At 69.1% G+C, this 22,565-nt stretch carries 18 protein-coding genes and 1 pseudogene; 10 read left to right on the plus strand and 9 right to left on the minus strand.

The genetic code is table 11. The features are described 5' to 3' along the window. Window positions 1-33 precede the first annotated feature (33 nt). From HUA75_RS13580 to HUA75_RS13595, 4 genes are all read left to right on the plus strand, one after another. Entirely contained in the window at window positions 34-1,386 is a 1,353-nt protein-coding gene (locus HUA75_RS13580; RefSeq protein ID WP_174464847.1) for a cytochrome ubiquinol oxidase subunit I, read from the plus strand. Next, complete coding sequence (locus HUA75_RS13585) at window positions 1,376-2,401, plus strand: cytochrome d ubiquinol oxidase subunit II (protein ID WP_174486644.1); 1,026 nt, start codon at window positions 1,376-1,378, stop codon at window positions 2,399-2,401. Before HUA75_RS13580 ends, HUA75_RS13585 begins: the two co-directional genes overlap by 11 nt. Before the next feature lie 362 nt (window positions 2,402-2,763). Further along, entirely contained in the window at window positions 2,764-5,556 is a 2,793-nt protein-coding gene (locus HUA75_RS13590; protein WP_174486645.1) for a YncE family protein, read from the plus strand. A gap of 60 nt (window positions 5,557-5,616) precedes the next feature. Continuing rightward, window positions 5,617-6,015, plus strand: coding sequence for a DoxX family protein (locus tag HUA75_RS13595; RefSeq protein WP_174453964.1), 399 nt, complete (start codon window positions 5,617-5,619; stop codon window positions 6,013-6,015). 54 nt (window positions 6,016-6,069) lie between these two features. On the opposite strand, the gene HUA75_RS13600 is transcribed toward HUA75_RS13595, so the two are convergent. The 3 genes from HUA75_RS13600 to HUA75_RS13610 all read right to left on the minus strand — a co-directional run bounded on the left by HUA75_RS13600 (window position 6,070) and on the right by HUA75_RS13610 (window position 8,509). Then, on the minus strand, window positions 6,070-6,582 hold the full coding sequence (locus tag HUA75_RS13600; protein ID WP_174453965.1) for a hypothetical protein: 513 nt from the start codon (window positions 6,580-6,582) through the stop codon (window positions 6,070-6,072). A gap of 84 nt (window positions 6,583-6,666) precedes the next feature. Beyond that, a complete protein-coding gene (locus HUA75_RS13605; protein WP_174476118.1) occupies window positions 6,667-7,437 on the minus strand; it encodes an SDR family NAD(P)-dependent oxidoreductase in 771 nt (256 codons plus the stop codon). A gap of 97 nt (window positions 7,438-7,534) precedes the next feature. Further along, window positions 7,535-8,509 carry an alpha/beta fold hydrolase gene (locus HUA75_RS13610; RefSeq protein ID WP_174453966.1) on the minus strand — a complete coding sequence of 325 codons (975 nt, stop codon included), beginning with the start codon at window positions 8,507-8,509 and terminating at the stop codon, window positions 7,535-7,537. Window positions 8,510-8,626: 117 nt separating this feature from the next. Between HUA75_RS13610 and HUA75_RS13615 the strand changes: the two genes are divergently transcribed. Together HUA75_RS13615 and HUA75_RS13620 are read left to right on the plus strand one after the other, a co-directional pair. Next, the gene (locus tag HUA75_RS13615; protein WP_181790672.1) at window positions 8,627-9,523 is read left to right on the plus strand and encodes a LysR family transcriptional regulator; all 897 of its coding nucleotides are present in this window, start codon (window positions 8,627-8,629) and stop codon (window positions 9,521-9,523) included. A 433-nt stretch (window positions 9,524-9,956) separates the two neighbouring features. Next, window positions 9,957-10,988, plus strand: coding sequence for an alpha/beta fold hydrolase (locus HUA75_RS13620; protein ID WP_174486646.1), 1,032 nt, complete (start codon window positions 9,957-9,959; stop codon window positions 10,986-10,988). A gap of 52 nt (window positions 10,989-11,040) precedes the next feature. Here HUA75_RS13620 and HUA75_RS13625 read toward each other — a convergent pair whose 3' ends face one another. The 3 genes from HUA75_RS13625 to HUA75_RS13635 form a co-directional block, all read right to left on the minus strand. Further along, on the minus strand, window positions 11,041-12,630 hold the full coding sequence (locus HUA75_RS13625; protein WP_174486647.1) for a glucose-6-phosphate isomerase: 1,590 nt from the start codon (window positions 12,628-12,630) through the stop codon (window positions 11,041-11,043). Between the two features lie 179 nt (window positions 12,631-12,809). After that, window positions 12,810-13,709, minus strand: coding sequence for a sterol desaturase family protein (locus tag HUA75_RS13630; RefSeq protein ID WP_174486648.1), 900 nt, complete (start codon window positions 13,707-13,709; stop codon window positions 12,810-12,812). Between the two features lie 21 nt (window positions 13,710-13,730). After that, window positions 13,731-14,405, minus strand: coding sequence for a TetR/AcrR family transcriptional regulator (locus HUA75_RS13635; protein ID WP_141648158.1), 675 nt, complete (start codon window positions 14,403-14,405; stop codon window positions 13,731-13,733). A gap of 538 nt (window positions 14,406-14,943) precedes the next feature. Here HUA75_RS13635 and HUA75_RS46660 point away from each other — a divergent pair. Then, window positions 14,944-15,201, plus strand: a pseudogene (locus tag HUA75_RS46660) (M23 family metallopeptidase); the annotation flags it as partial. A gap of 183 nt (window positions 15,202-15,384) precedes the next feature. On the opposite strand, the gene HUA75_RS13645 reads toward HUA75_RS46660, so the two are convergent. After that, window positions 15,385-17,082 carry a GTPase gene (locus HUA75_RS13645; RefSeq protein ID WP_174486649.1) on the minus strand — a complete coding sequence of 566 codons (1,698 nt, stop codon included), beginning with the start codon at window positions 17,080-17,082 and terminating at the stop codon, window positions 15,385-15,387. A 127-nt stretch (window positions 17,083-17,209) separates the two neighbouring features. Here HUA75_RS13645 and HUA75_RS13650 point away from each other — a divergent pair, with 127 nt between their 5' ends. Together HUA75_RS13650 and HUA75_RS13655 are read left to right on the plus strand one after the other, a co-directional pair. Beyond that, window positions 17,210-18,106, plus strand: a complete 897-nt coding sequence (locus HUA75_RS13650) for a dimethylarginine dimethylaminohydrolase family protein (RefSeq protein WP_174486650.1) — start codon at window positions 17,210-17,212, stop codon at window positions 18,104-18,106. Next, window positions 18,099-18,890 carry a hypothetical protein gene (locus HUA75_RS13655; protein ID WP_174486651.1) on the plus strand — a complete coding sequence of 264 codons (792 nt, stop codon included), beginning with the start codon at window positions 18,099-18,101 and terminating at the stop codon, window positions 18,888-18,890. The genes HUA75_RS13650 and HUA75_RS13655 overlap by 8 nt, the downstream gene beginning before the upstream one ends. Window positions 18,891-19,076: 186 nt before the next feature. Here HUA75_RS13655 and HUA75_RS13660 read toward each other — a convergent pair whose 3' ends face one another. Together HUA75_RS13660 and HUA75_RS13665 are read right to left on the minus strand one after the other, a co-directional pair. Beyond that, window positions 19,077-19,430, minus strand: a complete 354-nt coding sequence (locus tag HUA75_RS13660; protein ID WP_174486652.1) for a hypothetical protein — start codon at window positions 19,428-19,430, stop codon at window positions 19,077-19,079. Between the two features lie 333 nt (window positions 19,431-19,763). Further along, the gene (locus HUA75_RS13665) at window positions 19,764-20,420 is read right to left on the minus strand and encodes an MBL fold metallo-hydrolase (protein WP_174464838.1); all 657 of its coding nucleotides are present in this window, start codon (window positions 20,418-20,420) and stop codon (window positions 19,764-19,766) included. A 145-nt stretch (window positions 20,421-20,565) separates the two neighbouring features. Between HUA75_RS13665 and HUA75_RS13670 the strand changes: the two genes are divergently transcribed. Further along, window positions 20,566-22,494 (plus strand): lipase maturation factor family protein, encoded by a 1,929-nt coding sequence (locus HUA75_RS13670; protein WP_174486653.1) that lies wholly within the window; start codon window positions 20,566-20,568, stop codon window positions 22,492-22,494. Window positions 22,495-22,565: the final 71 nt, after the last annotated feature.

Raw genomic sequence — 22,565 nt, forward strand, 5'->3', positions numbered from 1 at the left:
TAAATGCGCAGCAATTGTGCATAACGTATTCTGATGTTCATGACGGACCTGCTCTATGCGCGGGCGCAGATGGGCCTGTCGCTCGCGTTCCACATCGTGTTCGCGGCGGCGGGCGTGGCGTTGCCAGTCCTCATGGTGCTGAGTGACTGGAAGGCGCGGCGCACCGGAGACTCCGACTACCGGAAGCTGAGCCAGAAGCTGGCGAAGGGGACGGCCATCCTCTTCGCGGTGGGCGCGGTGAGTGGCACGGTGTTGTCGTTCGAGCTGGGCCTGCTGTGGCCGGAGTTCATGGGCCAGTACGGCGAGGTGATTGGGTTGCCCTTCAGCCTGGAGGGTGTGGCGTTCTTCACCGAGGCCATCTTCCTGGGCATCTATCTGTACGGCCGCGAGCGGGTGTCGCCGGGGCTGCACCTGTTCTCCGGCGTCATGGTGGCGGTGAGCGGCGCGGCCAGCGCGTTCTTCGTCACGCTGGTCAACGTGTTCATGAATGACCCGTCGGGCTTCGTGGCCACGCCGCATGGGCCCACGGATATCGAACCGCTGAAGGCGATGTTCAGCCCGGGCTGGCTCACGCAGACATCGCACGTGCTGCTCTCCTGCTATCAGGCGAGCGCGTTCGCGATGGCGGGCATCCACGCCTTCGTGCTCCTGCGTCACCCAGGCTCGGCCTTCCATCGCAAGGCGCTGTCGGTGGCGCTGCCGCTCGCGTGTGTCACCGCGCTGCTCCAGCCCGTCGTGGGCGACTTGTCCGCCAAGCACGTGGCGAAGGCGCAGCCGGTGAAGCTCGCGGCGATGGAGGGGCAGTTCGAGACGGAGCGCGGCGCGCCGTTGCGCCTGGGCGGGCTGCCCGACGTGGAGACGGGCACTGTCTCCCATGCGTTGGACATCCCCAACGGCCTGTCCATCCTCGCGTTTGGCGATCCCAACGCGGAGGTGAAGGGGCTCAACGAATTCCCACGCGACACGTGGCCGCCGGTGGCGAAGGTACACGTCGCCTTCCAGGTGATGGTGGGTACGGGCAGCGCCATGGCGTTGCTGGCGCTGGTGACGCTTGCGTATCGGTGGCGGAGGAAGGCGTGGCCTTCGGGTCGGAAGATGATGTGGGCGTGGCTGGTGTCGGGGCCGCTCGGGCTGGTGGCGTTGGAGGCGGGGTGGCTCGTCACCGAGTGGGGGCGGCAGCCGTGGATTGTCCGAGGCGTCATGCGCACGGCGGACGCGGTGACACCGGTGCCGCATCTGGCCGCGCCGTTCTGGACGTTCACCGTCGTGTACGTGTTCCTGGGCGTGGTGGTGGTGGCGCTGTTGAAGCGGCAGGTGGCGGACACGCTGCCGGACCGCGAGCCGAAGGGTCCTGACGCGAAGGGAGGCGAGGCCCATGTCCACTGACGCGGTGCTGGGCTTCGTGCTGGCGGGGACGTTCGTGCTCTACGCGCTGTTTGGTGGCGCGGACTTTGGCGGCGGGGTGTGGGACCTCTTGTCCTTCGGGCCGCGCAAGGCGGAGCAGCGGGCGCTCATCGCTCACGCCATGGGACCGGTGTGGGAGGTGAATCACATCTGGCTCATTGTCGGTGTGGTGTTGTTGTTCGCGGGGTTTCCTCGCGCCTTCGCGGCGCTGAGCGTGGCGCTGCATGTGCCGTTGACGTTGCTGCTGCTGGGCATCGTCTTCCGGGGCGCGGCCTTCACCTTCCGCACGTACGACATGCGGGGTGACGCCGCGCAGCGGCAGTGGGGCCTGGTGTTCAGCGCGGCGAGCATTGTCGCGCCGTTGCTGCTGGGCATGTGCGTGGGCGCGGTGGTGAGCGGCTCCATCCGCGTGGAGGGCAGGGTGGTGGTGAGCGGCTTCTTCGCGTCGTGGCTGTCGCCCTTCGCGTGGGCGGTGGGGGTGCTGGCGCTGGCGCTCTTCGCCTTCCTGGCCGCGGTGTTCCTCACCCACGAGGCGTCTGGAGCGGAGCTGCGTGAGGACTTCAGGAAGCGCGCGCTCGGGGCGGGGGTGGCCGTGTTCGTCGCGGCGGTGGCCGTGTTGCTGCTCGCGCGCGAGGGCGCGCCCCGGGTGTGGGAGGGGTTGTCGCGCTCACCCTTCGCGCTGGCGTTGCATGCGGCGACGGGGGTGGCGGCGGTGACGGCCTTCGCCTTGTTGTGGACGCGTCGCTTCCAGTGGGCGCGGCTGGCGGCGGCGTTCCAGGCCGGGCTCATCGTCCTGGGCTGGGCGGCGTCCCAGTATCCCTATCTGGTGGTGCCGGACGTGACGCTGCAGGGCGCGGCGGCGAGCCCCGCGACGCAGCGCCTGCTGCTCATCGCGCTCGGGGTGGGAGCGCTCACGGTGATTCCGTCCATCGCGCTCCTGTTCCGCGTGTTCCGCCCCAGGCCCGAGGGCTCGGCCACGACGGACACTCACGGCTGATGTGTCCAGGGCGGAGACACTCCGCCGGATGCGACGCCGTGAGACAGAAAAATCCTGTCTCAATGGAGCACGGGCTTGTAACGCCATGGGGGCGGTTTCTTGCGTGGCACTCGCATTTTTGGGTGTCGCGGCTCTGTCCGCTTTGGCGTGGGTAAAGGGATTTGTGTGTCTGCCTTTGCTTGGCGTGTGTGACGCCCTGAGTCGTTTTCCAGGCAGCTCGAATCTTTGATTCCCGAGAGGACGCACCCCGCAGGGGTAGATGTAGGAATGCGTTTTTTCTCACGCAAGGAGTTGCATCCGTCGCGTTGATAAATGCAAGACAGTGAGAAGCACCGCTTCTTCCTGACGTGGAGGTCGCCGATATGGCTGTCATCCGACGCGCGGTCTTGCTGCTGTGCTTCATTGCGCTCCTGCTCCCGGGGATGTCTCACGCCGATGAGTCGTTCGTGAACTGGGAGGACCCCCACGTTCACCCGCTGGAGCTGACCCCTGATGGCAATTTGCTGCTGGCGGTGAACACCGCCGACAACCGGCTGATGGTGTTCGATGTGACGTCGAGGCGGGGGCTGGAGCTGGTGGCCTCCATCCCCGTGGGACTGGACCCCGTGTCGGTGCGGGCCCGGAGCAACACCGAGGCGTGGGTGGTGAACCACATCTCCGACAGTGTGAGCATCGTCGACCTGCGACGCGGCACCGTGACGGCCACCGTCTATACGGATGACGAGCCCGCGGACGTCGTCTTCGCGGGACGTCCGGAGCGGGCCTTCATCACCTGCTCCCAGGTCAACCGCGTGCTGGTGGTGGACCCGCGTCGTCCGGACGCGACGCCCCGGCGCATCACCCTGAAGGGCGAGGACCCGCGTGCGCTCGCGGTGAGCCCCGACGGCCGCTTCGTCTATGCGGCCATCTTCGAGTCCGGCAATGGCAGCACCATCCTCGGCGGTGGCTCGCTGATTCCGAACGCCTACCCGCCCAACGCCGTGAGCGACGCGCGCGGGCCCTATGGCGGCATCAACCCGCCGCCCAACGCGGGCTCTACCTTCTTCCCCGCGCTCAACCCCGCCAACCCGCCGCCTCCGCCCGTGGGCCTCATCGTGCGCAAGAACACGCGAGGCCAGTGGCTGGACGACAACCGCGCGGACTGGACGGACCTGGTGAGCGGGGCGAATGCCGCCGCCTCCGGTCGCCTCACGGGCTGGGACATGCCGGACCGCGACCTGGCCATCATCGACGCGGCGTCACTCGACGTCAGCTACGCCACGCGGCTGATGAACGCGAACATGGCGCTGGCCGTGCACCCCTCCGGCTCCGTCACGGTGGTGGGCACAGACGCGCGCAACGAGGTGCGCTTCGAGCCGAACGTCAACGGGCGCTTCCTGCGCGTGCTGATGGCGGTGGTGGACCCGCGCCGGCCGACGTCGCCCTCGGTGCATGACCTCAACCCGCACCTCGACTACGCCACGCCCACGGTGCCCCAGTCCGTGCGGAACCTGTCGGTGGGAGACCCGCGCGGCATCGCCTGGAACTCGCGCGGCACGCGGGCCTTCGTGACGGGCATGGGCTCCAACAACGTGGTGGCCGTGGGCCTGGGTGGCGCGCGGCTGGGACAGGTGGAGGTGGGCGAGGGTCCCACGGGCATCGTGTTCGACGACTCGCGCGACAAGCTCTACGTGCTCAACCGCTTCGGCGCGAGCATCTCCGTGCTGAGCACGGACCGGCTGAAGGAGCTGTCACGGGTGGAGTTCTTCGACCCGACGCCCCAGGCTCTCAAGGTGGGCCGCAAGCACCTGTACGACACGCACAAGACGTCGGGCCTGGGCCACGTGTCCTGCGCGTCGTGCCACATCGACGGGCGCATGGACCGGCTGGGATGGGACTTGGGAGACCCGACGGGCGCGGTGAAGTCGCTGGCCGGGCAGAACCTGGGCATGGGCCTGCCGCTGCCGCCCTTCGAGGCGTGGCACCCGATGAAGGGCCCCATGACGACGCAGACGCTCCAGGACATCATCGGCAAGGAGCCGCTGCACTGGCGCGGAGACCGGGCGAGCCTGGAGGAGTTCAACCCCGCCTTCGAGGGCCTCCAGGGTGACGATGCCCAGCTCACGCCTCGGGAGATGAAGGAGCTGCGCTCGTTCCTCGCGACGCTCACCTTCCCGCCCAACCCGTTCCGCAACCTGGACAACTCGCTGCCCCGGAACCTGCCGCTGACGGGCCACTACACGACGGGCCGCTTCGCGCCGGCCGGTCAGCCGCTGCCCAATGGCGACGCGACGCGGGGCATGGCGCTGTTCCGTCCGCCGCGCCTGCTCGCGCAGGGCCTCTTCGCGTGCAACACCTGCCACACCTTCCCGTCGGGCCTCGCCGTCGACATGCAGTGGACCGGCGCCATGTGGATGCCCATGCAGAAGGGCGCCATGGGCGAGTCGCACCACGCGCTCGTGTCCACGGATGGCAGCACCAACGTCACGCTCAAGGTGCCGCAGCTGCGCAACGTCTACGAGAAGGTGGGCATGGAGCTGACGCAGAAGGAGAGCCTGTCCGGCTTCGCCTTCATCCATGACGGCAGCGTGGACTCGCTGGCGCGCTTCATCACCGAGCCGACCTTCAATCCGGAGAGCGACCAGGAGGTGGCGGACCTCGTCGCGCTGCTGCTGTCCTTCGCGGGCTCGGAGCTGCCGCGCGGCTCGGCCACGGACATGTTCCTGCCGCCGGGGCCGGACAGCAAGGACTCGCACGCGGCGGTGGGGCAGCAGGTGACCCTGACGACGGCCACGCCCTCCGAGTTCGCCCGGGTGCTGCAGTTCATGTCCCTGGCGGAGCAGGGCAAGGTGGGGCTGGTGGTGAAGGGGCGCCGACATGGAGAGGAGCGCGGCTTCGCCTATCTCGGCGGCGGTGTGTTCCAGTCGGACCGGGCCTCGGAGAAGGTGGGGGCGTATCTGCTGCTGGCGGGTGCGCGGCCCGGCGCGGAGCTGACGTACACCGTGGTGCCCGCGGGCTCCGAGCGGCGCATCGGCGTGGACCGGGACGAGGACGGCATGCTGGACCGGGACGAACTGGACCGGGGTCGCAGGCCGGACCGGGCGAATGATGGCCGACGGGTCGTCGAAGGCGAGGGGGCGGGTCAGAGTGGCCCGCTTGCGACGGCGGATTTGTAACCCATATCGTCTCGCGCGGGGGGCTGCTCGTCAGCCCATACGGTCCTTGGAGGCGTGAGCATGAAGCTGAAAGTCGCGTATTGGGTTGTCACCGGACTGGTCTCCCTGTCGGCCACGGTCTCTGCCTTCCTGTATCTGACCGCTGCGCCGAACATGGTCGCGGCGTTCGAGCACCTGGGCTACCCGGACTACTTCCGGACCATGCTGGGCATCGCGAAGCTGCTGGGCGTGGTGGCGCTGTGGGCCCCCGGGTCTCGCACGTTGCGCGAGTGGGCCTATGCGGGCTTCGCCATCGACTTCGTGGCGGCGGCGGTGTCCCACACGGCGATGGGGGACCCGCTGGGCAACACCATCTCGCCCCTCGTCACCCTGGCGTTGCTGCTCACCTCGCACCAGCTCTGGCACCGCATCTCCGCCGGAGTCGAGGCGGCTCCGGCGGTGCATCCCGCGGGGGCGTGACGTCCCTTGGAAGATGCGAGCGCGGCGGTGGCGTCGCCGCCGCGCTGGTAGCACTCAGGGCGTGGTGGGCCAGATGACGCGAGGCTCCTCGTCGCCTTTGGCCACGAGCACGCTGACGTCATCCACCATGTCTTCCGAGTCGAGGGCTTGCAGCACGGTGCGGACCGCCGCGTCGGCGTGCATCACCTGGCAGTGGACGCGCAGGAAGCCGTCGCGCAGCTCGCCGCCTTCCACCTCGCCGTTGCCCGTCCAGCCGAGGGCATCCGTGAGGAGCTCCTCGACGGCGACGCGCTTCTCCACGTCGTGCCCCGTGCCCTTGCCCTCGATGGGGTACTGGACGATGAGCGTGGCCATGGCGTCGAGCTCGGGCTCGTCATAGTCCTGCTCGATGAGCGGGCCGGCGGCGTCGGCGATGGCGAAGTCGGGGTCCTCTTCCGGGGGGAGGGGCGTGTCCTTCTGTTCGCCCACTTCGCCCACGGTGCCCCAGTGCGTGGTGAGCACGCCCTCATGCACCCAGACCTCCCAGAAACGGAGGCTGTCGCCTTCCTTTTTGTAAAGCTTCAGCACGGAATACCCCAGGGGAGGGCCCTCCATAGCATGGCGTCCGGCTGGCGCCATCCAGGGCTCTGGCCCGCCGTGTCCGGGGCCCGTTCAGAAGGCGCGGCCCTGTCCGCCGTCCACGGGGAGCGTGGCCCCCGTCACCCAGCGAGCGCGCTCCGAGCAGAGGAAGGTCACCACGTCCGCCACCTCCTCGGGCGAGCCGAAGCGACCCCAGGGCAGCTCGTCCTTCACCATCTTCGCGACCTTCTCCGGGTCGGCCTTCTGGCGTTTGTCCCAGCTTCCCCCGGGGAAGAGGATGGAGCCGGGCGCCACGCCGTTGACGCGGATGTGGTGGCGCGCGAGGTCCACGGCCATCTCCTTGGTGAGCGCGGTGAGGCCCGCCTTGGCGGTGGTGTAGGGCGCGCTGGTGGCGTACTCGCGGCCGTAGATGGAGTTGATGTGGATGATGGTGCCGCCGCCCTTCGCGCGCATGACCTCCACGGCGCGCTGGCTGCACCACACGGCGGACATGAGGTTGCGGTCGAGCACGGCGGTCCACTGCTCCGCCGTGGCCGAGTCGAAGGCGCCCGCGCCGCCGCTGCCGCCCACGTTGTTGACGAGGATGTCCAGCGTGCCGAACGCGCGCACCGCCGCGTCCACCGCCGCCACGGCGCCCGCCAGGGTGGCCACGTCCGCGACGACGGTGGCGACGTCCGCGCCCGCCGCGCGCAGCTCCTTCGCGGCGGCGTCCAGTGCCTCCGCGCCCCGTGCGCTGAGACACACCCGTGCGCCCTCGCGAGCCAGCGCCGCCACCGTGGCCCGTCCAATGCCTCGGCTGCTGCCGGTGACGAGGGCCGCCTTGCCTTTGAGCTCCAGTTCCATGGAGCCGGGTTCTACTTCAGGTCACCCGGGAGCCAACGCCGTCCGCGCGACACCTGACGCCTGTTTCACACGGCGGCTCCCGCGCCGGTTGTGGGGGCTACCGTGGGTTGACGGGGCGCGGGGTGAGCGCCTGGATGGCAAGCCACTCGACGGCGTCTTCCCACAGGGTGTCGCGGAAGTTCTCCCGGAAGAAGCCGAAGTGGCCGATGGCCTGGCCCACGTCCTTCGGGGTCAGCCGGCGGTGCTCCACCAGCGCGTCCGCGTAGAACGACAGCAGGTGCTCCACGGAGGCCTTCGAGGCGATGGGGTCGTCCGAGAAGCTGTAGGCCCGCAGCGGCAGGTACAGCGACGCGAAGGCCTCGCGGCGTGCCTCACCCCCCTCGCTGAGCAGGTAGTCCGGGGACAGGCACCAGCGCGCCCACTGCGCGGCCACGCCCGCGGGCAGGTCCTCCGCCGTCCCCGCCCAGCCCGGCAGCTTGCCGAAGGCCCGCGTCAGCACGGGCGTGAGCACGCGCCAGTTGAGCGCCATGCGCAGTCGCTGGGGGAAGAGCTTGTAGTAGCCGGAGCCCGTCGCCACGTTCAGCAGCGCGGACACCTCGCGAGCGTTCTCCGCCAGCCCGAGCAACTGGCCACCCACGCTGTGGCCCACCATCAGCAGGCGTCGCCCCGGGAAGCGCTCGCGCATCGCGGCGATGGCGCCCGCGAGGTCCTGGCTTCCCCAGTCCTCCATGCGCGCGCCGAAGCCCGTGAGGGTGTCTGGGCGTGAGCCGCCAATGCCCCGGTAGTCGAAGGTGACGGTGGGAAAGCCCCGGCGCGCGAGGAAGGACGCGAAGCGCGAGTAGTACCGCTGACGCGCTCCCGTGGCCCCGGCCAGCAGCACCACCGCGCCGACCTCCGCGCCTTCGTGGGGGAAGAGGGTTGCGGCCAGCGGGTAGCCGTCCTGGGCCTTGAGTCGAAAGGGGACGCCCGGGCTCGTGCCCTGGGTGACCGCCGTCAGTCTGTCCTCCTGGGGGATGCTCCGCACCGAGGGGACCGTGTCTTGCTCCAGCGCCGTCGCATGTGACATGGACATCGCGTTCTCCTGTCGTTCGCGCGGGGCCGCCAAGAGAGCCGCCGCTTCCAGGGTCCGAGATAGCGCCGGAAGTGCTGCGGGAATGCAGGGCTTTGCTGCACCATTGCAGGCATGGATATGCGATGGGACGACCTGCGCTACCTCCTCTCCGTGGCACGCCAGGGCTCGCTTGCCGGAGCAGCCCGGGAGCTGAGGGTGGACGCCACCACGGTGGGACGGCGGCTGGCGGCGCTGGAGAAGGCGCTCGGCACGAGGCTGGTGCTACGAGGCTCGCGCACGCTGGGGCTCACGGAAGACGCCGAGGCGGTGGTGGCGCGGGCGCGGGAGATGGAGGACTCACTCCGCCTGCTTCACGACTCCGTCTCCGATGAAGCGAAGGCCGAGGGCACCGTCCGACTCGCGGCCACCGAGTACCTGGCCCAGGCCCTGCTCGCCGCGCACCTGGGCGAGCTTCATGCGCGCCACCCCGGCCTGAACCTGGAGCTGGTGGTGGGCACTGACGTGGTGGACCTCCAGCGAGGCGACGCGGACCTGGCGCTGCGGTTGATACCGCCCCGAGGTGACGCCCTGGTGGTGCGCAAGGTCGGCGAGATTGCCTTCGCCATGTACGCATCGCGCGGCTACCTGCGCCGTCGTGGCGCACCTCGGCCCGGGGACTTTCGCGAGCACACCGTGCTCGTCTACCGGATGGCCCTCACGTCTGGAGAGGAGTCCGAGGAGTTGAAGCGCGTGACGGCGGGAGGGCGGCGATTGCTCCAGAGCAACAGCACCGCGGTGTTGCGCGAGGCCGCGGCGGCGGGGCTGGGCGTCGCGCTGCTGCCGTGTCTCTCGGGCGAGCGGGACGCTCGGTTGACGCGCGTGGGCGCGGGAGTCCTGGCGAAGCGGCCCTTGTGGCTGACGTTCCACAAGGACTTGCAACGCAGCCCACGTGTGCGCGCGGTTTCGGATTGGGTGGCGGAGGTGTGTCGGCGAGAGAAGGCGGGGCTCGCGGGGACACAGGCGGCATCGCGATAGTCGCCTCGCTGGTTGCAGCGCCGGGCTGACTCCTGGACGCGTGCGTTGCGCGGGGAGTTGTCGCGGCGTCCGTCGAGGACGGCTCTGGAGCGTCCTCTCCCAGCAGGAGGCGCAGGTGCCCTTTGGCACGGTGGACGAACTCGCGAGCACCGGCGGCGGGCGAGGCACTTAGTCCGGCGTGCGCCACTTCCCGACGTGGGGGAGAGGGTGGCGTGGGGAGTCCCGTCGAACGACTCATGTCGCGAGCCTAGGTCAAAGTCCCAGCCGGCGGTCCAGGGGCAACCCCAGCGTTCCCATTTCCGGGACGCATGGGCGCGTGCGTCCCGTGCGCAATTTTCACCAAGTGGCCTTGGGGTCATCTGGTTACAAGTCCCGCCGTTGCACGGCATCACACCCGCCGCGCCCCACACCCCTTCAGGAAATGACTTCGGGAATGAGCTCCAAGGACTTCGCATTGCCCCTCAACCCCGTAGTGACGCACGGACTGCGTCGCAGGGAGTTCCTCGCCTTCACCACGGGAGCCCTGGCGGCCAGCACGCTCTCCGGCTGCATGCCTCGCGCGACCGGCGGGACCTCCGCGCAACAGGGCGGCACCTTGGACGCGGCGGCCTACCACGCCTCCCGGCGCTACCTCGACAGTCGCTTCGGGCGAATCGCCTACGTCGAGCGCGGCACGGGTGAGGCCGCGCTGTTCCTTCATGGCTTCCCGCTGAACAGCTTCCAGTGGCGCGGCGCCATCGAGCGGCTGTCGCCGTACCGGCGCTGTGTCGCCCCTGATTTCATGGGGCTTGGGTACACCGAGGTCGCGGAGGGTCAGAGCTACGTGCCCGAGGCCCAGGTGGACATGCTCGTCGAGTTGCTCGACAGGCTCGCCATCAAGTCGGTCGACGTCATCGCCAACGACAGTGGAGGCGCCATCGCGCAGCTCCTCGTCACCCGGCATCCGGAGCGCGTGCGGACGCTGCTGCTGACGAACTGCGATGTGGAGAGTGAGTGCCCGCCCGCCGCGGTGCTGCCCGTCATCGAGATGGCACGCAAGGGCGAGTACGTGGATGCGTGGCTTGCGCCGTGGCTCGCGGACAAGGCGCTCGCGCGCTCGGAGAAGGGCTTCGGGGGCATGTGCTACTCGAATTCCTCCCAGCCCACGGACGAGGCCATCGAGTACTACTTCGCGCCCCTCGTGCGTTCGCCACGCGGCAAGGCGCAGGCGCATGCGTACACACTCGGGTTGGAGGCTAATGCACTGGCGGGCATCGGGCCGGCGCTCCAGAAGTGCACCGTGCCCACGCGCATCCTCTGGGGAACGGGCGACACCATCTTCTCACAGTCGAGCGCCGACTACCTGGACCAGACGTTCGGCGCCTCGCGAGGTGTGCGGCGCGTGCCCGGCGCGAAGCTCTTCTTCCCCGAGGAGTACCCGGACCTCATCGCCGAGGAGGCGCGTCGCCTCTGGGGCGTGGGCTGACGCGACACGCGAGAGCCCGGCGCGGATGAACGCCGGGCTGCCGCGGTGCGCTTCACTTCACCTGGAAGCGAGCCTCGGAGGGGCTCGCGCCACCCGAGCGCTGCACGCCGCGCCCCGGGTTGGCCGCCAGGTGCTCCAGCACCTTGAACACCGTCTCCACCTCGTCGGGCTGGCCGATGTCGTTGGCGAGCTGCTCGGCCGAACGCGCCGATGCACGCGCATCCAGCAGGCGCGCCGTGAGCTTCTTCTGCAGCTCCAGCACGCTCGTCGCCGCCTTCTTGCCCGCCTCCACGCCCGGCTGGTGGTACGCGTTGATGTGCACCAGGCTCGCGTACAGACCCACCGCGCGCTCGTAGAGGGCAATCAGCGCGCCCACCGTGCGCGCGCTCACGTCCGGAACCGTGAGGGTGATGGACTCGCGGCCCTTCTCGAACAGCGCGCGGCGCGTGCCCAGCATGAAGCCCAGCAGGTAGTCCCCGCTGGTGATGCCGCGCTCCACTTCCATCGACTCGCCGTCGCGGTCCTTCAGCACCTCGATGAAGGTGGCGAAGAAGTTCGGCACACCCTCGCGCAACTGCTGCACATACGCGTGCTGGTCCGTGGAGCCCTTGTTCCCGTAGACGGCGATGCCCTGGTTCACCACCTTGCCGTCCAGGTCCTTCTCCTTGCCCAGCGACTCCATGACGAGCTGCTGGAGGTATCGCGACATCAGGAGCAGGCGGTCCTTGTACGGCAGGATGACCATGTCCTTCAGGCCCTTGCCGTCGCCCGCGTGGAACCACATCAGCGCCAGCAGCGCCGCCGGGTTCTTCACCGCGTCACGCTGCCGCGTCGCCACGTCCATCTCCCGGGCGCCCGCCAGCATCGTGTCGATGTCCAGGCCCTGGAGCCGCGCGGGCAGCAGGCCCACCGCCGACATCACCGACGTGCGTCCGCCAACCCAGTCCCACATCGGGAAGGTGCGCAGCCAACCCTGCTTCTTCGCGTGCACGTCCAGCTCGCTGCCCGCGCCCGTGACAGCCACTGCGTGCTTGCTGAAGGTGAGCCCCTGCTCCACATAGGCGCGCTCGGCCTCCAGCATGCCGTTGCGCGTCTCCTTCGTGCCGCCGGACTTGCTGATGACCACCGTCAGCGTCTCGGCCAACTGGGCGCCGAGCTGTCCCAGCACCCGGTCCATCCCATCCGGGTCCGTGTTGTCGAAGAAGGACACCCGCAGCTTGTCGTCCCGCGACGTCAGCGCGTCCGCCACCAACTGCGGCCCGAGCGCCGAGCCGCCGATACCCACCAACAGCAGATGCGTGAAGCGCTGCGCCTTCTGTGGCTTCAGCTTCCCGTCATGCACGTCGCGCGCGAAGGCGTGGACGGCGGCCATCGTGTCGGTGACGTCCTTGGAGAGCGCGGGCTCCGGGGCCAGCTCGGGGGCGCGCAGCCAGTAGTGGCCCACGCGGCGGTTCTCATCCGGGTTCGCGATGGCGCCCTTCTCCAGCGCCTCCATCTGGGTGAACGCTTCCTCCAGGCGCGGACGCATCCGCTCCAGGAAGTCCGCGGCGAAGCCCATGCGCGAGACGTCGAGGGAGAACCCCAGCGACGGGACGACGCTCAGATACCGCTGGTACCGCTCCCACAGCTCACGCTCGGTCATGACTCGTCCTCCTCCTGGGGGTGCTCGCGCGAAAAAAGTGCCGGCTGGCTTAGCGCCTCCGCTCGCGTGAGGGAAGCCGAACACGCGCGCGACGCGAGGACTCGACACCCAGGGAGGGCGCAGTGCTCAACACCCCCCACTCCCCAGGGAGTCAGGGTCACCCCTGGAGGGGCTTCACCTCAGGCGGAGGGGCGCACCGGCTCCGTCGCCGGAGGACTGCCGGGCGGCGCGCTTCGCTCATCCGGCTTCCACGCGGGATTGCGGAAGACGTAGCTCAGTCGCTGCTTCAATGAGCCCGGCTTCATCGCATCCCTGGCGATGGCGAAGAACTCGTGGAACGCGATGCGCAGCGGGTTGTACGTCTGCAGGTTCTTCGTCAGGCCGTAGACGGGCTTCTCACCCTCGGGTTCGAAGGTGCCGAACATCCGGTCCCAGATGATGAGGATGCCCGCGTAGTTCTTGTCGAGGTAGCGCGGGTTGGACGCGTGGTGCACGCGGTGGTGCGACGGCGTGTTGAGCACCCACTCCAGCGGACGCGGCAGCCGGTGGATGGCCTCGGTGTGAATCCAGTACTGGTACAGCAGGCTCACCGACTGCTGGACGACAATCATCACCGGGGAGAAGCCGAGCAGCGCCAGCGGCGCCCAGAACACCCAGCCCGTGGGGTTGGTCCACGTCTGCCGCAGCGCCGTGGTCAGGTTGTAGTGCTGACTGGAGTGATGCACCACGTGCGATGCCCAGAAGAAGCGGCTCTCGTGGTGGACGCGATGGAACCAGTAGTAGCAGAGGTCCTCCGCGAAGAAGAGCAGCACCCAGGCCAGGATGCCGGTGCCCACGCGCAGCGGCGTCAGGTTGTAGAGCGCCAGGTAGCCGGCGAAGGCGATGCCCTTCCAGACCACATTGATGAACACGTTGCCCAGGCCCATGGAGAGGCTGGCGGCCGAGTCCTTCAGGGTGTGTCCCGCCACCTCGCGGCCTTCGTCACGGAGCTTCTTTACCCACAGCGCCTCGGCCACCACCGTCAGGATGAAGACGGGGATGGCGGGAGTGATGAGGTCGGGAATGTGTACGGCGTCCATGGGACACCTCCATCGTGATGCTCAGGAGCGGTGGCGTTGGCGCGGTCGACGTGTCGAAGGTGGAGAGAAAGCACTGCGCATGAAGCGGGTGAGGGCATCGAGCATGCGGCGGTGGGCCGGGTCATCCGGACGCGCGCTTCCCCCGACGGCCGCGCCCTGCACGGCGTCCAGCGCCAGCTCCACCACGGAGTCGAACTCCGGGTAGGCGGTCGCCGCCTCGGGGAACAGCTCGCGCGCCACCCGGTGCAGGTTCTCCCGGTGTGGCCCATCCACCGCGGCCAGCGCCACCTGGAGCGCCGTGTCCGTGCGCGCGGCCACATACAACTCGATGGCCGCTTGAAGCTCCGGCCGTTGGTACGCGGCCCACAACATGTCCACGGCGGAGGCGATGCGGTCCTTGCTCGACGGCCGCGCGCCGACACCGGCCAGGTAGTCCTGGATGATTCGCGGGAAGAGGTGCTCCACCGCCGCGGCGAGCAGCTCCTCCTTCGTATCGAAGTGCGTGAAGAGCGCGCCCTGGGACACGCCCGCTCGCTTCGCGACCTCCACCGTCGTCAGGCGCGCGTGCCCCGCGTCCACCAACGTGTCGATGGTGGCGTCCAGCAGCTTGCGGCGCGTCGTCTCGCGGCGCTCCTGCTGCGTGCGGCGGGGAGGGCGGGGTGGCCCTTCAGTAGGGGATGCGCTCTTCACGGCCATCTGCCGAAAGCATAACTCCGATGTTAATGAGTGACCAGTCACTATGTCGCGGCTGCTGGTGAGGGAGGGTGATCCACGGTGCCACCCATGGTGGCGCAGGTGAGACACGAGGGCGCCGTCGTCCGCGCGAGGCTCGCCTGGGCATTTTCGCGGCGCCTCGTCGAGCAGGCGAGGAGACAGGTGCCCGCCCGCTGGAGGCGGACTCGTCACTCGACGTCGAGGGCGTCAGGCCCCACGGACGAGCGAGCGGGCCATGGGGTCCCTGGTGATAGGCCGCGCGGGCGCGAGATAATTGGTCCAGGAAATACCCCTGCCACTTGTCTCCGTTGTCCGCCGGCCCGATATGAACCTTTCCTCCGCTCTCCTTGTCGGCTCCCTCCTGGCCACGGCGCCAGCGGTTACCAACTCGATTGCCTCCCCTGTGGGCGACATGCCCGAGGTCGGCGTTCCGTTCGCGTGTGGGCGCATCCACACGGTGAGCCAGGGACACGACACAGGCAGTCACCAACACAACGACACGTTTGCGTGGGACTTCCGGATGCCGGAAGGCACGCCCATCGTCGCCGCGCGTGAAGGTGTGGTGCGGCTGGCTCGCGGCGACAGCACGAAGGGCGGGTGCGACGAGAAGTTCGCGCCCTACGCCAACTACGTCGTCCTCTCACATGGGGACGGGCTGGAGACGCAGTACCTGCACTTCAGTGCCGTGGTGGTGAAGCCCGGCGAGAGTGTGAAGGAGGGGCAGCTCATCGGCTTCTCCGGCTCCACCGGCTGGGCGTGTGGCGCGCACCTGCACTTCAAGGTGGCGCGTGAGGTGGGCAAGGGTTGGAACAATCCGTCCGTGCCCGCGCGCATCGCTGGCTATGGAGACCCGGTGCGCGAGACGCGCGTGGCCGCGCCCATCTGCCGAGAGTCCGGTCGCGACACGCTCATGGCCGCGACGGAGGGCTCGCACACGCCGGGTCAGCCGGTGGTGTCCATGTCACCGGAGCGCCAGGATGCGCCGCGCGGCCTCCCGCCCGGGGCGAAGGCCATCATCGACGGCCTCTCCCAGCCGCCCGCCCAGGGTGGCCAGGGCCTCGACGAAGCGCGTGCGCCCGCCGGCGCCCGCACGGCGAGCGGCCCCAGCGAGACTCGCTGAGGCCAGCATCGCGCCTGCTCCGGCGAGCAGCGCGAAGAGGGCTCCCGCGTTGACGAAGTAGTCGAGCGGCAACAGGGGGCCCTCCACGTAGGCACGCACCACGCGGTAGCCCACGTGTCCCAGCAGCACGAGCAGCGGCAGGTTGATGAGCGGCAGCACCAGCCAGCGCGCGGTGCGCCACCAGCCCGCCACCGCTTCCGCCACGCCCGTCGTCGCCGTGTAGCGCCACGCGGCGGCCCGAGCCGCGCGCACCTCCTCCAGCATCGCGTCCACATCCGGCACGCCGAGCACCGACGGCTCCAGGCCTCCGGCTCGCGCCACGCTGCGCGCCTCGGCCAGCGCGGTGCGCGCCGCGGACTCCACGCCGAAGTCGTCGTCGAAGGGCTCAATCACCGCGCTTTCCGCGGCCCGCGCGCGTGTGTGTCCGCGCACCGCGTCCACCACCGTGGAGGCCGCCGCCACCGCGAGTCCCGCGGGAAGGCTGCGTCGGCTCACCAGCGCCGCCGCGCCCAGGCCGCTCGCGCCCCACAGGGACAGGCGCAGGCCCCACGCCGCCGGGCCCCAGAAGCGGCCTCCCGCCTGTCGTCGCACTTCCGCCGCCAGGTGTCCGTGGGCCAGGCGCAGTCGCGCGTCGAAGTCCTCGCGCAGTCCGTCGGAGGCTTTAGCCAGTCCAGAGTCCAGCGCGGCGCGAGTCCGAGCGAGCAGTGCATCTGTCTCGTCGAGCGCGGCCTTCACGCGGGTGGACACTTCCTCCAAGGCGCCCATCGCGTTGCCACGTCGCACGCGCGCGGCGATGGCCTGGGTGGCGAGTCCGCGCAGGTGGAAGAGCAGCGGGCCGAACTCGCCGGACACGTCGCGGCCTTCCTTGGCGGCCAGCGCGCTGATGGCGAAGACAGGGACGTCTTGAGGGGGAAGGCCGAACTGCTCGGCGGCGACGCGGCGCACCTGTGCCTTGAGCGTGTCGCGAGACTCGGGTGACAGCTCGTCCGCGAAGTTGAGGATGAAGACGAGCGCGCGGCGGCGAGCGAACTCCGCGAGGAACTCCACCTGCGTGGCCTCCGCGACGCTGCCCCGGTGCATGACGACGAGCGCCACGTCCGCGCGCTCCAGCGCGGCGCGAGCCACGTCGCGATGCGTGGTGGCCACGCTGTTGAGGTCAGGGGTGTCGATGAACACCTGTCCGCCCCAGAGGGCCTGGGGGCCGGGCACGTACCGCGCCACGCGAGCGCCCGTCTGGGCCAGGGTGTCCGCCGCGGCGCCTTCCGGGGCGAAGACGGTGGCGGCGGTGCTGGTGGGGCGGTCCACGCCCTCGCGGGAGAGGGGTTGTCCGGCCAGGGCGTTGAGGAGGGTGGACTTTCCCGCGCCAGTGGCGCCCACGAGCGCGACGGCGAGCGGAGCGTCCCTGCTCGCGACGCCGCGCGCGTAGTCGTCCACGAGGCGCTCCAACCGCGCCGCATGCGGCTGGAGCGGTGGCAGTTCCAGGGCGGTCTTCAAGAGGGACCGCAAGGCTTCGGGTTCGGGCAGGCTCGTCTCGTCCACGTGAGGGGCAGCCTGTCCTGGCGTCGTGCGGAGGGCCAGCGCGAATGTGACGAGGCGTGCGCCAGCGTTCAATGGTGGGACGTGGTGTGGCGGTGATGCGTGGGGGAGGGGTAGAAGCGGAGGGGTCATGGAACTCTTCCTCATGTCGCCCCCGGGGCGAGGCTGGGCGTTGCGAGGGCGGAACAACTTCCGCAGTCGCGAGGCGGGGCAGGTGGATGCGCGCAAGGCCCGGCGTGAGTGGCTGGAGCTGGCGCGGGCCATCGAGGCGCGGGGCGGCACGGTGGTGGCGCTGTCGTCGCCGTCGGAGCTGCTGACGGGCATGCCGTACGCGGCGGAGTGCGGCCAGGTGGTCGCGCGCGAGGGCGCGGCGCCGGGGTTCGTGTTGCCTCGGATGATGAGCGCGCACCGTCAGGCGGAGAAGGAACACTGGGCTTCATTGGCGCGGCGCATGGGGTTCGAGGTGGTGGAGCCGGGCGAGGGCATCTGGGAGGCCCATGGCGACGTGGCGCACTTCGACGGGGCCACGTTGTTGTTCTGGGGTGGGCGCACGACGCTGGAGGGGTTGGAGGCCGCGTCGCGCTGGATTCCGGGCGAGGTGGTGCGGGTTCGGGTTCGTGAGCCCGCGTTTCACGGCAACATGGCCTTGCTGCCGTTGCCCGCCGTGGACCGGATGCTGGTGTGTCCGGACGTCATCGCCGCCGAGTCGTATGCGCTGCTGCGCGAGCGCTTCGGTGAGCAGCGGTTGCTCACGGTGACGGAGGACGAGATTCGTCGCTATGCCACCAATGGGTTGCCGGTGGGGAGGGACTTGCTTGCGCCGTCCGTGGTGCCGGAGGCGGTGAAGGCGCGGGTGGAGGCGTTGGGGATGGGTGTGGTGTCGCTCGACATGAGCGAGCTGTGTGAGAAGGGCGGAGGTTCCTCGCGTTGTCTCGTGTCGCGGGCGTGGGTGGACGACGGCGCGGTGAGGATTCCGGACGAGGCGAGACTGTCAGCCGTGGCGAAGGACATCGAAGCCGATGCGTGACACCGAAGCACTGGCGAGGCAGGCCGAGGCATTCTTCTCCGAGCATCCGGGTGTGTCGCTCATGGCACTGGGCGCGGGTGAACACGCGGAGTCGATGGACCTGTCCCCCTTGGGGTTGCCGGCGACGTATCTGCCCGCTGAGCGCAATCTAGAGCTGGCGACGCAGTATCTGGCGTTGAACCAGTTCGCCTTTGGCGGGATTGGGGTGCCGCGTTGGGTGTTGTCGGATCTGTATCTGATGCCGGGAGCGATTGGATTGCTGCGCTGTCCCGCGCGGATGTTGAAGCCGGAGCTGCGCGCGCACCTGGGGCTCGCGGATGAGGAGCCGGCCATCGGCGCGGCGTACTACGCGGCGCCGTCGATGACGCCGGGGCTGTTCATCGGCGTGTCGTTGTTGAGCTTCCTGCCGGGGACGGGGGCGGGGGCCTGGGTGAAGACGCTGACGTTGCGCATGCTGCGTGCGACTCGGCTGCGTGGCGTGGCTCAGTGGGACAATCCGAGTGTGCGCGTCCACGCGCGTCTGGGTCCCTTGCGGTTGGTGGGCCGTGTTCCCGGAGGACACGAGTACGGCGAGCGGACGTTCGTGTACGAGACGGACGTGTCCGACGGCGCGCGCGTGGCGGAGGCGATGGAGCGTCGACTGTCGTTGGAGCCCACGCGGCGCATCGCCGTCACGGACCTGCCGGCACTGAGCGCACTGCTGGACCGCGCGGAAGCGGGAGAGGCGCTGTACCTCGTCCCGCCGGGAGTCCAGGACGGCCACGTGTTGGTGCGAGAGGGCTAATTCGTGACCGACGAATGTGTCTGGCATCCGATGGATGCACGTACGGACTGACGCCCGCGGACATCGGCCTGCGATTCGAGGGACTCCAGTCGCAGGTATGTCTGCCACGAGAGAGGCAATGTCTGCTCATGTCAGCCCGTGGTGTTGTACTTCGAGCGCCCCGGTCCTGTCCTTCGTTTGGGGCTTTTACTTGTGGACGAGTATGTAGTTCGCCTTCCCGGGTTGCCAGATGCCATCGCCAGTGCTCACTCCGCGGTACTTGAACCGAGCTATGACCCGCCAGGTGTATTGGTTGATCTGAAAGGCGCTGCACTCCACCTTGAGAAGGGCATTGTCAGATTCGAAGCCGGGCTCCTCGAATCCCATGTCGTTGGGAGAGACATGCAAGACCCAGTCGTTGACCGTGCCGCTGGGGACAGTGATGTAAGCTTCGTGGTTGACAATCCCGCCTTGCGCGTTTTGTGCCAGGCCTTCGCCTGCATACAGGCATACCGCCATGGCGAAAAACGCAAGGAATGACAGCCGAGAGCTTCGGGGCATGGAACCTCCAGGAGGGTCGGAGCGGGAGCTAAGGCTGCTCGCGCCAGACGTCACTCCCATAAAGCAGACCGGCTTTCAATGGGATGCTGTCTGAGATGCGTTCTGTTGCTGTTGCTTTTCACGGCGACAGGAATTGTTGGGCTGGACGGCGCGCCGATGCGAGGCCTGCGGTGAGCGTCAAGGTAGATGTCGCGTGAAAGGGGCGGCCGATGCCCTTCATCTCCCAACTCCAGACTTGGGTTCAGCCCGGTGGCGGTGTGCTCGCCCTGGGCGTGGGCTGCGCCAAGTGCACGGCCCTCGGCGCAGCATGTTCTTCGAGTGGGATGATGATGTCTAGGGCGACGGCGCGGCGGGAGCGTCCATGTCTTCCTGCAGCGCACGCCGCAGCGCATTCGCGCCATCCGAAAGGATGGGCTCTCCGTGCGCGAAGCAGACGATGTCTATGACGGCCAGGTGGTCCAGGATGCGCTGGACGCTCTGCCGGGTGCGAAGGGGCTCGTCCTGGTACTCGCTGGGGATGAACTCCGGCGTGCCGTTGCCCTCGTGGGTCAACAGGTCGGAGATGAAGGCGATGCCTCGCGGATGCTTCTGCATCCACAGCGTGTACATGGCCACCGCGGGACCGGGCGTGTGGAACGGGAGCAGTCCCCCCGGAAGCGTGTCGCCCGCCACGTAGATGAAGTCGGGCTTGTCCTCCAACCCGTATGCATTCTCCGGAGCCCACACCGGAGCGCCGAACGCCTTGCGGAAGCGCCACGCCGAACGCTGGTGATTCCCCGCCGTCAACAGGATGGCGGAGATGTCACCCAGTCCCCGCAGCACCGCTTCGTCGATGGGCAGCGGGTCGATGAGGATGACCGCCCCATCGTCATCCACCACCGCGTAGGCATCGCTGCGCGTGCCGCCGATGCGGTTGTCATTCAAGGTCCAGTGGTGGATGCCAGGCGCCACCTCGACCAGTCGCTTTGCCTTCCCCTTCGGCTCGCTCATGCCGTGAAAGCTAGGCACCCCGCTCCGATGTCCAGGGCCTCCCACGAGATGCCGCGCTTGCTCGCTCGGCACCCCGGCCCCGGAGCGGCCACCGCCTCCGTGCCAAGGGGCGGCCAACTCCACCCGCCGACTCCATGCTTCAGCCATGGTGGGTTCACACACGCACGGACGTGTCGCCGCCCGGGGGCGGCTCACGCGTCCGCCACCGCTGCTGCTCTACGACGCCGACTGCGGCTTCTGTCGCCGCTGGGTGGCGCGCTGGGCATGGCGCACCGAAGGCCGCGTCCGTTTCCTCCCAGGCCGTAGTTGGCTCCTCCTGCTGCTCGGCATTCCGCGACGGAACATGCGTCGCGCCACGCAGCTCGTGGAGCCTTCGGGCCGCGTGTCGCAAGGCGCGGAGGCGGTCTTCCGCGCGCTTACCCGGTCGCCCCGCTGGCTGACGCGCGGCATGGCGAGAGTGGGGCTGCTGCCCGGGGTGCTGGGCCTGTCCCAGGTCGCTTACGGCGTCATCGCTCGAAATCGCCGCGCGGCATCACGGGTGGACCGCTGGCTCTTCGGGCGCACCGTGGCACCGCGTGACCTCCGCCAGGTGCGCTGGCTCTTCCTCCGGTTGATGGGAGGCACGTTCCTCATCGCCTTCACGTCCTTGCGAGGACAGGTATTGGGTTTGTTCGGCTCGCGAGGCATCCGTCCCGTGAAGGCCCTGGTCAGCGAAGAACGGCGACAGGCCGAGCCCGCGCGCGAGCGCTGGCGACGACTGCCCACGGTGTTCTGGTTCGGCGCTTCCGACGCGGCGCTGGTGCGGGGCTGCACGCTGGGTCAGCTCCTCTCCCTCGCGGTCCTCTTCAACGTCGCGCCCCGCAGCGCGCTGGCCCTGTTGTGGGGCCTGTATCTCTCCTATGCGGCGGTGGGCCGGGAGTTCCTCTCGTTCCAGTGGGACGTCCTGTTGCTGGAGATGGGCCTGCTCTCCGCGCTCACCGCTCCGCCAGGATTGCGCCCGGGTCTGGGCCGTGCGTCGCCCGGTGCATTGGACGTGTTCCTCTTCCGACTGCTCGTGTTCCGCCTCTACTTCGGCTCGGGTGTCAGCAAGTGGCAGTCGGGGGACAGGACGTGGCGCGAGCTGACGGCCTGTCGGCACTACTACGAGACGGCGCCCCTGCCCACGCGCGGCGGCTGGTACGCACACCACCTGCCCGAGCCATTCCAGAAGGCTTCGACAGCGATGGTGCTCGCGCTCGAAGCCGGTGTGCCGCTCCTCGTCTTCACACCCCGTCGACCCAGGCAGCTCGCCTTCGGAGCCTTCTCCGCGTTGCAGGCCGCCATCGCCGCCACGGGCAACTACGGTTTCTTCAATCTCCAGTCCCTGGCGTTGGGAGTGTGGCTGCTCGATGACGCCGCCCTGCGACGAATGCTCCCGTTCCTTCCCGAGGGCCCACCTCCGGCGCGCTCGCGGACGCACTGGAGTGGAGTCCTGCTCACGCCGCTCCTCCTGCTCGGCGCCGCCGACATCCTCCTGCGCTTCGAGCGAGGTGCACGACTCCCGGAGCAAGTGCTCCGTCCCCTGACGTGGCTGCACGGCTGCGCGCGCCCGCTGCGCTCCGTGAATCGCTATGGCCTGTTCAGCGTGATGACCGTGGAGCGACCGGAAATCGTCGTCGAAGGGTCCAACGACGGCGAGCACTGGGAGCCCTATCGCTTCCGCTACAAGGTGGGCGACGTCGACCAGCCGCCGAGGCAGGTGGCCCCGCACCAACCCCGCCTCGACTGGCAGATGTGGTTCGCCGCGCTCTCCTCGCCGCCGAGCTGGTTCATCGCCTTCCTGGCTCGACTACTGGAAGGCGCTCCCGAGGTGCTGGGATTGCTCGAGCGCAATCCCTTCCCGGACGCGCCGCCCCGGCAGGTTCGCGCGGTGCTCCATGACTACCGGATGACAGGAGCGGAGGAGCGTCGGCGCACGGGAGCGTGGTGGACGCGAGAGCGACGGGGCCTCTACGTCCAGCCACTGGCCCTGGCGCCTGGGCCTCGTCCCACGGGCAGCATGCCGCGCCTGAGGTGGCTCGCGCCGGGGGTGTAAACGACACCCTGTGTCAGATGTTCCGCAAGGGCGGGTAGGGAACTGGCGGGAGCCCGGGGCCACTGACTACG

Source organism: Myxococcus sp. CA040A, assembly GCF_013336725.1.
GTDB lineage: Bacteria > Myxococcota > Myxococcia > Myxococcales > Myxococcaceae > Myxococcus > Myxococcus llanfairpwllgwyngyllgogerychwyrndrobwllllantysiliogogogochensis.

Bases quoted from the DNA above. Each gene is read 5' to 3' on its own strand.
- HUA75_RS13635 (WP_141648158.1), bottom strand. From the start codon at position 14,405: ATGGCCGTGAAGAGCGCATCCCCTACTGAAGGGCCACCCCGCCCTCCC.
- HUA75_RS13620 (WP_174486646.1), top strand. From the start codon at position 9,957: ATGAGCTCCAAGGACTTCGCATTGCCCCTCAACCCCGTAGTGACGCAC.
- HUA75_RS13615 (WP_181790672.1), top strand. From the start codon at position 8,627: ATGCGATGGGACGACCTGCGCTACCTCCTCTCCGTGGCACGCCAGGGC.
- HUA75_RS13625 (WP_174486647.1), bottom strand. From the start codon at position 12,630: ATGACCGAGCGTGAGCTGTGGGAGCGGTACCAGCGGTATCTGAGCGTC.
- HUA75_RS13660 (WP_174486652.1), bottom strand. From the start codon at position 19,430: ATGCCCCGAAGCTCTCGGCTGTCATTCCTTGCGTTTTTCGCCATGGCG.
- HUA75_RS13630 (WP_174486648.1), bottom strand. From the start codon at position 13,709: ATGGACGCCGTACACATTCCCGACCTCATCACTCCCGCCATCCCCGTC.
- HUA75_RS13610 (WP_174453966.1), bottom strand. From the start codon at position 8,509: ATGTCCATGTCACATGCGACGGCGCTGGAGCAAGACACGGTCCCCTCG.
- HUA75_RS13665 (WP_174464838.1), bottom strand. From the start codon at position 20,420: ATGAGCGAGCCGAAGGGGAAGGCAAAGCGACTGGTCGAGGTGGCGCCT.
- HUA75_RS13605 (WP_174476118.1), bottom strand. From the start codon at position 7,437: ATGGAACTGGAGCTCAAAGGCAAGGCGGCCCTCGTCACCGGCAGCAGC.
- HUA75_RS13595 (WP_174453964.1), top strand. From the start codon at position 5,617: ATGAAGCTGAAAGTCGCGTATTGGGTTGTCACCGGACTGGTCTCCCTG.
- HUA75_RS13655 (WP_174486651.1), top strand. From the start codon at position 18,099: ATGCGTGACACCGAAGCACTGGCGAGGCAGGCCGAGGCATTCTTCTCC.
- HUA75_RS13585 (WP_174486644.1), top strand. From the start codon at position 1,376: ATGTCCACTGACGCGGTGCTGGGCTTCGTGCTGGCGGGGACGTTCGTG.
- HUA75_RS13580 (WP_174464847.1), top strand. From the start codon at position 34: ATGTTCATGACGGACCTGCTCTATGCGCGGGCGCAGATGGGCCTGTCG.
- HUA75_RS13670 (WP_174486653.1), top strand. From the start codon at position 20,566: ATGGTGGGTTCACACACGCACGGACGTGTCGCCGCCCGGGGGCGGCTC.
- HUA75_RS13590 (WP_174486645.1), top strand. From the start codon at position 2,764: ATGGCTGTCATCCGACGCGCGGTCTTGCTGCTGTGCTTCATTGCGCTC.
- HUA75_RS13650 (WP_174486650.1), top strand. From the start codon at position 17,210: ATGGAACTCTTCCTCATGTCGCCCCCGGGGCGAGGCTGGGCGTTGCGA.